This window comes from Mesonia sp. K7, from assembly GCF_003233725.1.
Lineage (GTDB): Bacteria > Bacteroidota > Bacteroidia > Flavobacteriales > Flavobacteriaceae > Mesonia.
Window position 1 is genome coordinate 196422 of record NZ_QKQV01000001.1, and the last position, 13739, is coordinate 210160.

Annotated in this window: 17 protein-coding genes and 1 tRNA gene; 12 read left to right on the forward strand and 6 right to left on the reverse strand. The window is 36.6% G+C overall.

Annotation, left to right across the window (positions count from 1 at the left end):
- Position 1: 1 nt before the first annotated feature.
- Together DNG35_RS00895 and DNG35_RS00900 are read right to left on the reverse strand one after the other, a co-directional pair.
- Positions 2 to 451, reverse strand: a complete 450-nt coding sequence (locus DNG35_RS00895) for a hypothetical protein (protein WP_111125860.1) — start codon at positions 449 to 451, stop codon at positions 2 to 4.
- Complete coding sequence (locus DNG35_RS00900; RefSeq protein ID WP_111125861.1) at positions 451 to 996, reverse strand: DUF4920 domain-containing protein; 546 nt, start codon at positions 994 to 996, stop codon at positions 451 to 453. The genes DNG35_RS00895 and DNG35_RS00900 overlap by 1 nt, the downstream gene beginning before the upstream one ends.
- A gap of 96 nt (positions 997 to 1092) precedes the next feature.
- On the opposite strand from DNG35_RS00900, the gene DNG35_RS00905 reads away from it, so the two are divergent.
- On the forward strand, positions 1093 to 2163 hold the full coding sequence (locus DNG35_RS00905; protein WP_111125862.1) for a branched-chain amino acid aminotransferase: 1071 nt from the start codon (positions 1093 to 1095) through the stop codon (positions 2161 to 2163).
- Positions 2164 to 2197: 34 nt separating this feature from the next.
- On the opposite strand, the gene DNG35_RS00910 is transcribed toward DNG35_RS00905, so the two are convergent.
- Positions 2198 to 2584 (reverse strand): nucleoside triphosphate pyrophosphohydrolase family protein, encoded by a 387-nt coding sequence (locus DNG35_RS00910; protein ID WP_111125863.1) that lies wholly within the window; start codon positions 2582 to 2584, stop codon positions 2198 to 2200.
- 37 nt (positions 2585 to 2621) lie between these two features.
- On the opposite strand from DNG35_RS00910, the gene DNG35_RS00915 reads away from it, so the two are divergent.
- From DNG35_RS00915 to DNG35_RS00945, 7 genes are read left to right on the forward strand one after another with little or no spacing between them, the layout of a single operon-like run.
- On the forward strand, positions 2622 to 2807 hold the full coding sequence (locus DNG35_RS00915) for a hypothetical protein (protein WP_111125864.1): 186 nt from the start codon (positions 2622 to 2624) through the stop codon (positions 2805 to 2807).
- A gap of 1 nt (position 2808) precedes the next feature.
- Positions 2809 to 3561: a cyclase family protein gene (locus DNG35_RS00920; RefSeq protein WP_111125865.1), complete on the forward strand. Its 753-nt coding sequence runs from the start codon at positions 2809 to 2811 to the stop codon at positions 3559 to 3561.
- A 6-nt stretch (positions 3562 to 3567) separates the two neighbouring features.
- Positions 3568 to 4197 carry a DUF4230 domain-containing protein gene (locus DNG35_RS00925; RefSeq protein WP_111125866.1) on the forward strand — a complete coding sequence of 210 codons (630 nt, stop codon included), beginning with the start codon at positions 3568 to 3570 and terminating at the stop codon, positions 4195 to 4197.
- Positions 4194 to 4562 carry an MmcQ/YjbR family DNA-binding protein gene (locus tag DNG35_RS00930; protein ID WP_111125867.1) on the forward strand — a complete coding sequence of 123 codons (369 nt, stop codon included), beginning with the start codon at positions 4194 to 4196 and terminating at the stop codon, positions 4560 to 4562. The genes DNG35_RS00925 and DNG35_RS00930 overlap by 4 nt, the downstream gene beginning before the upstream one ends.
- Positions 4563 to 4580: 18 nt before the next feature.
- Positions 4581 to 6350 carry a DNA mismatch repair protein MutS gene (locus DNG35_RS00935; RefSeq protein ID WP_111125868.1) on the forward strand — a complete coding sequence of 590 codons (1770 nt, stop codon included), beginning with the start codon at positions 4581 to 4583 and terminating at the stop codon, positions 6348 to 6350.
- A complete protein-coding gene (locus DNG35_RS00940) occupies positions 6351 to 7346 on the forward strand; it encodes a metal-dependent hydrolase (protein WP_111125869.1) in 996 nt (331 codons plus the stop codon).
- A gap of 23 nt (positions 7347 to 7369) precedes the next feature.
- Positions 7370 to 7948 (forward strand): alkylphosphonate utilization protein, encoded by a 579-nt coding sequence (locus DNG35_RS00945; RefSeq protein WP_111125870.1) that lies wholly within the window; start codon positions 7370 to 7372, stop codon positions 7946 to 7948.
- Between the two features lie 145 nt (positions 7949 to 8093).
- Here the strand turns inward: DNG35_RS00945 and DNG35_RS00950 are convergent, their stop codons facing one another.
- Positions 8094 to 9491, reverse strand: a complete 1398-nt coding sequence (locus tag DNG35_RS00950; protein ID WP_111125871.1) for a dipeptidase — start codon at positions 9489 to 9491, stop codon at positions 8094 to 8096.
- A 140-nt stretch (positions 9492 to 9631) separates the two neighbouring features.
- Here DNG35_RS00950 and DNG35_RS00955 point away from each other — a divergent pair.
- The 3 genes from DNG35_RS00955 to DNG35_RS00965 all read left to right on the forward strand — a co-directional run bounded on the left by DNG35_RS00955 (position 9632) and on the right by DNG35_RS00965 (position 11474).
- Positions 9632 to 9713: transfer RNA gene (locus DNG35_RS00955), tRNA-Leu, on the forward strand.
- Positions 9714 to 9763: 50 nt separating this feature from the next.
- Entirely contained in the window at positions 9764 to 10264 is a 501-nt protein-coding gene (locus tag DNG35_RS00960; RefSeq protein ID WP_111125872.1) for a DUF1648 domain-containing protein, read from the forward strand.
- Positions 10254 to 11474, forward strand: a complete 1221-nt coding sequence (locus tag DNG35_RS00965) for an NAD(P)/FAD-dependent oxidoreductase (protein WP_111125873.1) — start codon at positions 10254 to 10256, stop codon at positions 11472 to 11474. Before DNG35_RS00960 ends, DNG35_RS00965 begins: the two co-directional genes overlap by 11 nt.
- Here the strand turns inward: DNG35_RS00965 and DNG35_RS00970 are convergent.
- Both DNG35_RS00970 and DNG35_RS00975 read right to left on the reverse strand, forming a co-directional pair.
- Complete coding sequence (locus DNG35_RS00970) at positions 11471 to 12073, reverse strand: FMN-binding negative transcriptional regulator (protein ID WP_111125874.1); 603 nt, start codon at positions 12071 to 12073, stop codon at positions 11471 to 11473. The genes DNG35_RS00965 and DNG35_RS00970 overlap by 4 nt on opposite strands.
- Positions 12074 to 12547: a TspO/MBR family protein gene (locus DNG35_RS00975; RefSeq protein ID WP_111125875.1), complete on the reverse strand. Its 474-nt coding sequence runs from the start codon at positions 12545 to 12547 to the stop codon at positions 12074 to 12076.
- A 91-nt stretch (positions 12548 to 12638) separates the two neighbouring features.
- Here DNG35_RS00975 and DNG35_RS00980 point away from each other — a divergent pair, with 91 nt between their 5' ends.
- Positions 12639 to 13724 carry a diphosphomevalonate/mevalonate 3,5-bisphosphate decarboxylase family protein gene (locus DNG35_RS00980; protein WP_111125876.1) on the forward strand — a complete coding sequence of 362 codons (1086 nt, stop codon included), beginning with the start codon at positions 12639 to 12641 and terminating at the stop codon, positions 13722 to 13724.
- Positions 13725 to 13739: the final 15 nt, after the last annotated feature.

A 13739-nucleotide genomic window follows, 5' to 3' on the forward strand; every position in this document is an offset into this window, starting at 1 on the left:
ATTACGGGATTAACAATTTTTTAATTCGCGGAATTGGGCCTGTACATTTCTGTTGATGACAAGCTATACAAAGGTTGACCGCCTGATTAAAATTTTCTTTTTGTGGTGTGGTATCTTGTGTGATAAGTTCTTCGTATTTCGCGAAAGCTTGCGCCATTTGTTGGTAAGCTTCATCGTTATCAGAACTATCGGTCATGTTGGCATGGTAAAGTAAGGCAAGATCAAAATTAAGGCTATCTACCTTTTGTCCTGCCATGATCTCTGCCTTCATGCGTTTATGATCGGCGTACATTTTTTCCATAAAAGCAGCCATTTCAGACATTTGATACATCTGAAAGGCCTCTTTTTGGGTTTCTTCTACGTTTGAATTCTCGACTTTTTCTTCTTTCTTTTCCGACTGATTACAAGCCAATAAACTAAGAAGTATAAATGTAACTAAGGATTTTTTCATTATTCTTCAGAAGGCTCTTCCATCAAAACTCCCGTAGCAAGAAAAGCATATTCTACTTTTGGCTCCGTTATAGCCTCAATTTCTTCTTTAGATTTTCCTGCGTCTTTTGCGTAATGCTGCAATTCTTCAACAGAAGTTTCAGTGACAAACGCTTTACCTTCTACAATCGTTGCTCTTTCTTCTGCATTTAGCGGAACAAAAAACGCATAGTCTTTAAAACGGACAAAAGAAGTTAACGAATCGTCTAACTTAAGTGACATCCAACAACCTTTTTTCTTGCAAACTTTTGCTACTTCCGACTTAAATTTTACATCGATGGTGTCACCAACTTGCATGCTTTCAAACTTTTCTTTCATTTCTAAAGCAGAAAGTACATTCTCTTCATCAATCTTTTCACCAAAACTTGCGTATGAGATATCCACAGCTGCTATTTCTTCGCTCTTTTTAAGCTCTACCACTTCTTCTTCGGTAATAAGGATGTTTTCTTTATTTTCCTTACAACCGATAATCATTGCTCCGATAGCAACCAAAATTAATTTTTTCATTTCGTTAACATTTAATAATCTTTTTCAAAAATAAGAAATCTTTCGTTTCTCTTATGGCTTTATTTTAATACTTTTGCATAAAATACAAAGATGCTCATGAACTTACAAGATGTAGAGTTGGATATTACTCTAAATAATGCTTCACGAATAGACCAAGTAGATTTTGATAATTTAGTTTTTGGAAAGCATTATACAGATCATATGTTAATTTGTGATTATGTAGACGGCCAATGGCAAACACCAAAAATTACGCCTTATGGCCCGATGCAAATGCAGCCTTCTAGTAAAGTTTTTCATTATGGACAGGCTGTTTTTGAAGGGATGAAAGCCTTTAAAGATGACCAAGATAAGGTTTGGTTGTTTAGACCAGAAGATAATTTTAAGCGAATCAACATATCGTCTAAACGTATGGCGATACCTGAGTTTCCAAAAGAATATTTCTTCTCTGGACTTAAAAAACTACTCGAGTTAGACCACAAATGGGTGCAAAAAGGACAAGGCAACTCACTTTACATTAGACCTTTTGCCATGGCCATAGAAAATGGGGTTTCGGCAGCTCCTTCTAACGCCTATCGATTTATGATCATTTGTTGCCCAGCAAAAGCTTATTATTCTGAAGCTATAAAAGTTCTGATTGCGCAAGAATACAGCCGTTCTGCAGATGGCGGTGTTGGTTTTGCAAAAGCAGCAGGAAACTACGGAGCTCAGTTTTACCCTACCAATTTGGCTCGTGAAAAAGGTTACCAACAGATTATCTGGACAGATGCCAAAACCCACGAGTATTTGGAAGAAGCGGGTACGATGAACATTTTCTTTAGAATAGGAGATAAATTGATCACAGCTCCTACAAGTGATCGAATTTTAGACGGAATTACCCGTAAGAGTTTAATCGATCTTGCTAGACACAAAGGTGTAGAAGTAGAAGTGAGAAGAATAAAAGTAAGCGAAATTGTAGAAGCGCATCAAAACGGATTATTAAAAGAAATCTTTGGTACCGGAACTGCAGCAACGATAGCTAAAATCTCCGGGTTCGAATATGACAATAAGCTTTATGATTTACCGGAAGTGGAAAATCCGTACAGCGTAAGATTTAAAAAAGCACTACAAGATATACAATACAACAGAAGTGAAGACCCATTTAACTGGCGTTTTTCTTTTGAGGATTAAAAAAAAAATCGGTTGAGTTTTCAACCGATTTTTTTTAACTTTCTAATACTTTGAGAATATCAGGTTTAAAATAATTTGGCCCCTTTAGCACCTTACCATCTTCGCGGTAAATAGGTTTCCCATCTTCACCCAACTTGCTCATATTACTTTGTTGAATTTCTTCAAAAACCTCTTCTATTTTGTGTTGCATTCCATGCTCGATAATGGTTCCGCAGAGAATGTAGAGCATATCACCCAAGGCATCGGCAACTTCGGTTAAATCGTTATTGTTGGCGGCTTCAAGGTATTCTTCGTTTTCTTCTTTCATCAGATTAAAACGCAATAAATTTTTACTTTCACCCAAATTTGCGGTTGGAGTCTCTTTTATTCCCAACCCAAAAGCTTGATGAAATGCTTTAACTGCCGCTATTCTTTTTTTCATAATATTCTAATAATTAAATTTGCATAAATTTACAGCTATGTTTACTCAAGGTCAAATCATTTTTGCCATTTTTTTTGCTGTCACATTTATACTGCTGGCTATCGTAAGTTATCGTAAAGATTTAAAACTCCATAAAAAATACTACAAAGGCAGTTTATTTGTCCTTGGCGGATTTTTACTGTTTATCGCTATCCTTTTTCTCATCAAAAACTATTTGCATTAAGATGAAAGCACAAATACAAATTGGCGGAAAAAGCTATCGTGTAAATTTCAGTGAGCCGTTAGACATTTCTATTTCGCTTAAAGCGGAAAAAAATAACCCGACAGCCTGGTATTTAGACCAACCAATTATCGAACCTGTAAAAGATGGTGATTTTATCGGAAAAGTGAGCGAAGGTGCTTCGGTAAATTTTAATAACATACAGTTCAACCCGCACGCACATACCACACATACCGAATGTGTTGGACATATTTCAGAAGCCTTTCATAGCATCAACTATAACTTAAAAACTTTCTTTTTCGCTTGCGAAGTGATTACCATAACTCCCGAAAAACAAGGCGAAGATTGGGTGATTACCAAAAACCAGCTACAAGAGAAAATCCACGAAAGTGAAGCAAAAGCTATCGTTATCAGAACTACACCTAATTCTGAAGCCAAAAAAACACAGCAATACAGTCATACCAATTGGCCCTATTTATTGGAAGAAACGGCCCTGTTTCTTCGGGAAATAAACATCGAACATTTACTGATTGATTTACCTTCGGTAGATAAAGAAAAAGACGATGGTAAATTATTGGCACATAAAGCTTTTTGGAATTATCCCGAAAACACACGTTATCACGCCACAATTACCGAATTTATTTATGTACCCGATATGGTGGCAGACGGTTTTTATTTATTAAATTTACAAATAGCGGCTTTCGAAAATGATGCGACACCAAGTAAACCAGTGTTGTATAAATTAGAAGAAATATAATTGTTTATGGAATTACTTTTTATTGGTCTTGCTGTTGGTGCTATCATCGCTTTTTTTCTGTACGGTGCTTTTTCGGGCAACAAACGAAAAGCCTATCGCGAGCAACAATCGGTCGTATTGATGGAAAAAATTAGAGCAGTTTGTAAGTTTATTACCGTAGAAGGCGATTTCTCGGAAATTTACCATTACCAAAACGTCAAAGACAAATGGCTCAACCTTTTTTTGGGAAGTAAAAAAGCTTTGGTACTTATCGAAGCTAAAGCGCACGTTGGTTTTGACCTTACCAAAATAAAAATGCAAGCCGACAACGATAAAAAGACCATTCGCTTAGATAACTTTCCGCAACCCGAGTTGCTTTCTATCGAAACCGACTTTAAGTATTACGACAAAAAAGAAGGCTGGGCAAACCCGTTTACGAGTTCTGACCTTACAGAAATCAACCAACAAGCCAAAACTTATATTGTCGATAAAGTACCGGAAAGCGGTTTGTTTGACGAAGCTTCCCATCAAGCCCTAGAAACTATTAAATTAATGGAAAAGTTAGTAGAAACTATCAATTGGAAATTAGATTATTCGGCATTGCTAGATGCGGAAAGTACAACGAAGAAAATCAATAAAAAAACAGAGAAACCGTGAACATTGAAGAATTAAGAGCATATTGCCTCCAGAAAAAAGAAACCAGCGAAGCTTTTCCGTTTGATGAAGACACCTTGGTTTTTAAAGTTTGCGGAAAAATGTTTGCCCTCACTTCGCTAAAAAAATGGGAAGCTGGCGACCCAAGTGTCAATTTAAAATGCGACCCCGAAAGAGCTGTTGAGTTACGGGAGCAATATCCCGATGATATTTTCCCAGGTTACCACATGAGCAAAGTACATTGGAATACGGTAAATTTTGAAAACGCTTCGCTCAGCCCAAAACAACTCATCGAGTTGATTGACCACAGTTATGAAATGGTAGTCAATACACTTCCTAAAAAGGATCGCAAAAGATTGATTTCTTGAAAATCCCGCTAAAAATTTATGCAAAACCTTCACGAGTTATATCAACATAACATCCAAAAATTTCAAGCAGAACTAAAGAAAATCAAAAGCCAATTATTTGCTTCGAGCATGTTGCGGTTGGTATTCTTCTTGGTTTTAATGATCGGAATTTATTTTTTCTATACCAACACCAAAATTGTGGTAGGAATTATTTTACTCGGTATTCTCGGGTTTATTTTTTTGGTGAAAAGACACACCAACATTCACTACCAAAAACAACTGCGAGAGCAACTTATCGAAATCAACCAAACCGAAATCGAGGTGCTCAATCATAATTTCACTCAACTTTCAGATGGCAGCGAATTTCAGGACAGCTTGCATGAATTTAGTAATGATATCGACCTTTTTGGGAAAAAATCTTTTTTTCAGTACCTCAACAGAACTTCGCTTGCCAACGGAAAAATTAGGCTTGCCCATCTTCTCATAGCTAATACTATTCAAGAGATTCCGCAAAAGCAAGAGGCGGTAAAAGAGTTGGCTTCGAAGCTCGAAACTAGACAATTTTTTTCTGCTACCGCTTCACTTATCAAAGCAGAAACTTCATCCGATAGTATTTCAAAATGGTTGGTTTCTTATCAGAAATTTGTCCCAAAAATGATGAAATGGTTACCTAAAGTATTCTCCGGCATTTCACTCATTATTATTGTTGGGTTTTTTCTCGATTTTGTTACTTGGCATTATTTATTGGCTTGGTTTTTTATAGGATTGTTTATCACTTCGCGTTTCCTGAAAAAAATCAATTTACTGTCGCATTTTGTAAGTAAATCACAAGACACGTTTCAGCAGTATTATCAACTTATTGGTATCATCGAAAAAGAAAGCTTCAACGCTAAGTTTCTTTCCGCTTTAAAGCGAAATCTAACTACCGAAAATTCTTCTTCTTCACAGATTTTACAGCAATTCTCTAAAAGAATTGACGCCTTAGACCAACGTAACAATTTACTTTTTGGAGCGCTCGGTAACGGGTTTTTACTTTGGGATTTACATCAATCGTACCAGCTCGAAAGTTGGATCTCTACGCATCAAAATCATGTAAAAAACTGGTTTGACACTTTGGCAACTTTCGATGCTTATATGAGTTTGGGGAATTTTGCCTATAATCATCCTGATTATACTTTTCCTAAAATCAATAAGGATAAAAGCGTAATGAAAGCCACCAATTTGGCACATCCGTTATTGTTTAAAAAAGTTGTAAAAAACGATTTTGAAATCAAAGACGAGCAATTTTTCATCATCACTGGAGCCAATATGGCTGGGAAAAGCACCTTTTTACGTACCGTTTCACTGCATATTCTGATGGCAAATATAGGCTTACCTGTTTGTGCTGACTCGAGTGAGTATTCACCCATCAAACTGATTACCAGCATGCGAACATCCGATTCGCTCGCTGAAGAATCCTCTTATTTCTTTGCGGAATTGAGCCGATTACAGTTTATCGTCAACAAAATAAAAAGCGATAAGTATTTTATCATTCTCGATGAAATTTTAAAAGGTACCAACAGCAAAGACAAAGCGATTGGTTCGCAAAAGTTTATCGAAAAATTAGTCCATTCAAATTCTACCGGTATTATTGCCACACACGATTTGAGTTTGTGTGAAGTAGAACAGCAATATGAGGAAGTAAAAAACTATTATTTTGATGCACAAATCATTAACGATGAGTTGTTTTTCGACTACCAATTTAAAAAAGGAATTTGCCAAAATATGAACGCCTCGTTTTTACTTAAAAAAATGAAAATTGTAAATTAGATGGATTCTCTTACACAAATTGTTCTTGGTGCTGCCGTAGGCGAAGCCGTTTTAGGAAAAAAAGTAGGCAATAAAGCCATGCTTTACGGAGCGATTGCAGGCACTATTCCCGACCTCGATACTTTTGCTTCTTATTTTACCGATACCGTTTCCGCACTCGAGATCCATCGCGGTTTTACCCATTCTATATTTTTTTCGGTAGTCTTCGCTCCTATTTTTGGTTGGCTGGTTTCCCGATATGAAAAACGAGCCAATTTTAAAGATTGGTCTTGGCTTTTCTTCTGGGGGTTTCTTACCCATCCGCTACTCGATGCGCACACTACTTGGGGAACACAGCTTTTCTGGCCATTGGATTTACGATTGGCTTATAAAAACATTTTTGTCATCGACCCGCTATACACCTTACCTTTTTTAATCTGTGTAATTTTGGCGATGCGATTGCCCAAAACTTCAGAAAAACGCAGAAGAGTTAATCGGTTGGGAATAATTTTAAGCACGAGTTACCTGGCAGTTAGCTTAATTTTAAAAGCAATTTCTTATCAAAAATTTATTTCGGCCCTAGAAAATCAACATATCGATTATACTTCCGTGGAAACCAAACCCTCACCATTCAACACCATTTTATGGACAGCTAATATCGATACCAAGGATGCTCACCTTATCGGGCATTATTCTTTTTTCGATTCACAACCTATTTCTTTTACAAAATATCCCAAGCAGCACCAATTATTAGGGAAACTCAAAAACGAAGAAAAAGTGCAGCGTCTCATCAAAATTGCACAAGGTTGGTTTACAATAACCCAAGAAAATGAAAAATTATATTTTAACGACTTACGTTTTGGGTTACTCGGATTAGACCCAAAAGAAAAACGTTTTACTTTTAGTTTTGAATTAATCCTTTCTACGAAAGGACTCATTGTAAAAGAACGTGAAAGAGATCTAGGACAAGCAAAAAGCATGCTTTCGGAATTGGTAGAACGCATCGCAGGAAATTAGTTATTTTTGAAAAAATCACCACTATGAGTTTAGAACAACAATTGATGCAGCGTGCCCACAACGCTTGCGAATTATGCCAAAGTAAAGAACAATTAGAAGTTTATCAAGTTCCGCCAAGAGAAGAAAAAACTGTAGATCATTCTGTTTTGGTTTGTCAAATTTGTTACGAACAACTCAACGATACCGAAAAAGTAGATGCAAATCATTGGCGATGCCTCAATGACAGTATGTGGAGCGAAACCCCAGCTGTAAAAGTGGTTGCTTATAGAATGTTGCACCACTTAAAAAATGAAGGCTGGCCGCAAGATTTGTTAGAAATGATGTATCTGGAAGATGAAACCCTGGCTTGGGCGAAAGAAACACTTTCCAGCGAAAACAATACCAAAAGTCTTATTCATAAAGATAGCAACGGAGCGGTTCTCGAAGCTGGCGATTCGGTTACTCTAATCAAAGATTTACCTGTGAAAGGCTCGAGTATGGTCGCCAAACGTGGTACAGCCGTGAGAAGAATCTCATTGGTGCATGACAATGCAGAACACATCGAAGGTAAAGTCGATGGACAGCAAATTGTGATTTTAACGAAGTTTGTAAAGAAATTGTAGGCTTTATAGATATATACAAAAAACGTCATTGCAAGAAACTTTAATTTCGAAGCAATCCCTGGAACAAATTAGTTACATTGATTACTTCACTTAGTTCGTAATGACGTTTTCACCTATATATTTTTTCGCTTAAAGCGGATATTTTCTATTTTCCATCTTCATGTAACTCTGTAAAATGCTTATAAAAATACGGGATGGTTTCTATTCCTTTTAGGAAATTCCAAACGCCAAAATGCTCGTTAGGAGAATGAATAGCATCGCTGTCTAAACCAAAGCCCATTAGCACTGTTTTACTTTTTAATTCTTCTTCAAACATAGCAACAATCGGGATACTTCCACCACTTCGCTGAGGAATTGGTGTTTTTCCAAAAGTGGTTTCGTAAGCCTTACTCGCTGCTTTGTATGCGATACTATCTATTGGAGTAACATAACCTTGACCGCCATGATGTGGTTTTACTTTTACCGTAACGCCTTTGGGAGCAATACTTTCGAAATGGATTTTAAACAATTGTGTGATCTCTTCCCAATCTTGGTTAGGTACCAATCGCATCGAAATTTTAGCGAAAGCTTTACTCGGAATAACTGTTTTGGCACCTTCACCAATGTAACCTCCCCAAATTCCGTTAACGTCCAATGTAGGTCTAATGGAGTTGCGTTCGTTGGTTGTAAAACCTTTTTCGCCATAAACATCGTTAATTTTTAATGCTTCTTTATATTTTTCTAAATTGAAAGGCGCTTCTGCCATTTTTGCTCTTTCGGCAGTAGTCAATTCCTCTACCCGATCATAAAATCCTGGAATGGTAATGTGGTTGTTTTCGTCATGAAGCGAAGCAATCATTTTTGTCAGCACATTGATAGGGTTGGCAACGGCTCCACCATATAAACCTGAATGCAAATCACGATTTGGTCCCGTAACTTCAACCTCAACATAACTCAAACCACGCAAACCCGTGGTGATAGAAGGCACATCATTGGCAATCATTCCCGTATCGGAAATTAGAATTACATCATTCGCCAATTTTTCTTTGTTTCTTTTGATAAACCAACCTAAATTTTCGCTACCTACTTCTTCTTCACCTTCAATCATAAACTTAATGTTACACGGCAGTTCGTTGTTTTTTACCATATACTCCAAAGCTTTCACGTGCATAAACATTTGCCCTTTGTCATCACAAGCACCACGCGCAAAAATAGCTCCGTCTGGATGTATTTTAGTGCTTTTTAATTTTGGTTCATATGGCGGATGATCCCAAAGTTCTAAAGGATCTGCGGGTTGTACATCGTAATGCCCGTACACCAAAACGGTTGGCAGGCTGTCAGCGATAATTCTTTCCCCATAAACCACCGGAAAACCTGGTGTTTTACAGATTTCCACTTTAGTGCAGCCTGCTTTTTCAAGGCTTTTTTTCACCTCTTTAGCAGTTCTCACCACATCATTTTTATATGTTGGATCGGCACTTACCGAAGGTATTTTTAACAATTCGATAAGCTCGGCAATAAAACGTTGTTTGTTGTCTCTTATATAAGATTTTATATTTTCCATGAAAGTAATTTTAGAGGTTGAATATACTCACTTGAACAGATATATTAAAATTTTTAAAAAATGTTTAGCATAAAATAGCTTTCTTTAATTATATTTGCATCCGCTAAACAGTATTTTTGAATGTTTGGCTGTCCTAAATTGCGGGTGTGGTGGAATTGGTAGACACGCCAGACTTAGGATCTGGTGCCGCAAGGTGTGAAGGTTCGAGTCCTTTCACCCGCACAATAAAAGCCCTCATATTTTTGAGGGCTTTTTTTATTACCTTTACCCTAATGAAAAACCGACCTCGACTTCAAATACCTCTAAAAAGATCAGATTATATAATTGAAAGTTTATGTCTTCTAGCGCTTGCTGGGATATGGTTTTTGGCGTTTTACAAGTATCATATACTGCCAGAAGAAATTCCTACACATTACAATGGTTCTGGTAAAGCCGATGCCTTTGGAAGTAAAGAATACCTCATCACTTTACCCATTGTTGCCACGGTACTTTACTTGTTTCTCAGTATTTTTCAGAAGTTTCCGCATATGTATAATTATATGGTAAAAATCACTGAAGCTAATGCTTATAGACAATACCAGTTAGCAACGAGAATGATGCGGATACTCAAACTTTGTTGCGTTCTTATTTTTGCAGGTATTATTTACCTTTCGGTGGAAAGTACGCTGAACAAAACCTACGAATTAAATGGTTGGTTTATTCCTGTCATTATCATTTTACCACTCGTTCCTTTGATTTATTATTTTAATGCTTCTTCCAAACATGAAAAATAAATACAATGTGATTGTGATTGGTGGTGGCGCTTCAGGTTTTTTTACGGCAATTCGTATAAAAGAAGAGTACCCAAACTTAAGCGTTGTGATTCTCGAAAGAGGAAAAGATGTGCTTTCAAAAGTAAAAATATCTGGCGGCGGTCGTTGCAATGTCACTCACGCAGAGTTTATCCCTAACGAACTTACCAAAAATTATCCTCGTGGCGAAAAAGAATTGCTCGGCCCGTTTCATCAGTTTATGACAGGAGATATGATTGGTTGGTTTGAAACTAATGGGGTTGCACTCAAAACCGAAGAAGACGGTAGGATGTTTCCTGTAACTGACGATTCGCAAACCATTATTGATTGTTTTATAGAGAAATGCAGCGAACTTGCTATCGAGATCAAAACCTTAGAGAGCGTTCAGAAGATTGCTCAAAATCAAAATTCTTGGCAAATAGAAACAAAAAATAATTTTTTCTGTTGTCAACAATTAGTGATTGCATCAGGTAGTAATCCTAAAATTTGGAATTTCCTACAAGAAAACCTCAACCAACCTATCGTTGAGCCTGTGCCCTCTTTATTTACCTTTAACACCAAAGAAAAACTGATCGAAGGTCTTGCCGGAATTTCAACACACGTAAATGTAAAAGTTTTGGATACTGATCTAGAAGAAAATGGCCCGCTGCTCATCACACACTGGGGTTTTAGTGGCCCAAGTATTTTACGACTTTCGGCTTGGGGCGCAAAAGTTTTGGCAGCTAAAAACTATCAATTCAGGATTGAAATTAATTGGACAAATCTATCTGAAGATGAAGTTTTGGAGGAGTTGATGAATTATAAAAATGAAAATCCAAAACAGCAAATCCTCACCAATAACTTATTTGATATTCCGAAACGTTTATGGCGAAAACTGATGGAAAGTACTTCCGTAGATTTGACCAAAAAATGGGCTGATCTTTCTAAAAAAGAACTTCTTCTAATTCAGCGACAGCTGACGCGAAATGTTTTCCATATACAAGGCAAGAGTACTTTTAAGGAAGAATTTGTTACCGCTGGTGGCATCGACCTAAAAACCGTCAATTTCAAAACTATGGAAAGTAAATTACATCAAAATTTATTTTATGTTGGAGAAACGCTCAATATCGATGCAATTACCGGTGGATTCAACTTTCAAAACGCGTGGACAACGGCTTATATCGCCGCCAAAGAAATTGCTTCTCGCTTCTAAAGTTTATTTTCTTTTTTGATGGCTTTTGCAAGGTCAGATTTCCCTTGTTTTTTTAATGCTCGTACAACCGAAAGTTGATCCGCTTTCGAATGTTTTTGATGTAATTTGGCGACCGCTTCTATATCTATTGCTTCTAACCAAAAGCCTGTAATGTGAGGGAAATTGTCATTAATTTCGCTCTCAGAAATCGATTCGTAAAAAACAGGGTTTTCTTGGTTTTTTTCAAAATGATTTGTCAAATTTTTTAGCGATTGTGCTAACTCTGTTGAAGTTTGTTTTTTGATTTTTACATCAACATGTACCGCAGCATAGTCCCACGTACTAATTCCTTTTTTCTGGTACCAGCTTCCCGAAACATAAGCATCTTCACTCTTAAAAATAAGCAAAGCTTTTTGGTTTTCACTTAAAAAAGGCAACATTTCATTATGATTGGCTATATGAGCAAAAAAGCGAAGTTTCTCTGAAGTTTCATCAACCAAAACAGGAATGTGTGTCGCCAAAAGTGGTTCTTGTATGACAAATGTCGCAAAAGGATTGGCTTTTATAATGGGTAATATTTCTGCGAAAGCGGTTTTTTTATATTTAGGAGGCTGATACATCTAGTTGAGTCGCCAAATTTCGAAATTCAACACCCACATATAAACAACCCACGCAATGTAAGGTATAAGCAAATAAGTCGCTAAATTGGAAGCAATTTTAAACCATTTGATGGTAAAAAATATCAAAATGAGCAGTGCTGAAATAATCAGTAAACTCAAAAATAACTGGTTGAGCCCAAAAAAAGTAATCGCCCAAGCAGTGTTGAGCAATAAAATAAATCCAAAGTGATAAAAAGCGGTTTTCACCCAAACGTGATGTAAACCTCGGTTACAAACCAAGCCAATGGCAACTCCTAACACAGAAAAAATCACCAACCAAATGCCGAGAAATAAGTTTCCAGAAAGTTCAAAACTTGGTCTACTCAAAAGATTGTATCCAACTTCGAGTGTAGATTGTATGGTTATTACCGTGACAAAACCCACTAGTAAACAAACCAAAACAGACAAAAACACATATTTTAGGTTGATAACCATTTTTGTAGATTGGGAATCTAATTTATAAATTAATTTTGAATTGGCATAATTTCCTGCCTATGGGTTACTTATATTTGCAAAAATTTTTTTGATGAATCTCGAAAAATTTATTTTAAAAGAAATAGATCAACTTCCAGAAAGTGGTAAAAACACTTGGGAAGCTCCCAGTAACATAGCTTTGGTGAAATATTGGGGAAAATATGGTGAACAACTGCCCAAGAACACTTCCATTAGTTTTACACTTAAAAACTGTAAGACCATTACCCAACTTTCATACAAAAAGAAAGAAAATCGGGATGGTTTCTCTGTAAAAGTGATTTTTGATGGGAAAGAAAACGAAGATTTTAAACCTAAAATCATTAAGTTTTTTGAGCGAATCGAAACTTACCTTCCATTTTTGAAGTCTTACGATTTTGTAATTGATACCCAAAATACTTTTCCCCACAGCAGCGGCATCGCTTCTTCTGCCAGTGGAATGGCAGCGCTTTCGCTCTGTTTGATGGATATGGAGAAAAAAATCAATCCAAACACTTCCCAAGAACATTTTTATGAAAAAGCCTCTTTCTTGGCACGTTTAGGCTCAGGAAGTGCGGCAAGAAGTGTCAAAGGTAATTTGGTCGTGTGGGGCGAACATCCCAAAATCGAAAACAGCAACAATTATACAGGTATAGCATATCCATACGAAGTGCATAAAAACTTCCAGAATTATCAAGACACGATTTTAATTGTCGAAAAAGGTAAAAAAGAAGTAAGTTCTTCGGTTGGGCACGATTTGATGCACCATCACGCTTTTGCGGAACAGCGATTTTTGCAAGCCCAAGACAATATTTCTAAGATGATTTCTATCTTGAAGCAAGGAAACCTCGATGACTTCATCAATTTGGTGGAAAGTGAAGCTTTAACGCTGCATGCAATGATGATGACCAGCAATCCGTATTACATTTTAATGAAGCCCAACACCTTAAAAATCATCAATAAAATATGGCAATACCGCAAAGAAACTGGTTCTAAAGTTTGTTTTACCTTAGACGCCGGAGCAAATGTGCATGTATTGTTCCCTGAAAAGGAAAAAAGCAAAATTTTAGAATTCATTAAGAGTCAGTTAGTTGATTATTGTGAAAAAGGTATGTATATTTGTGATAACGTAGGTTTTGGTGATGAAAAAATAAATCATTAAAAGCCTAAAGCATTT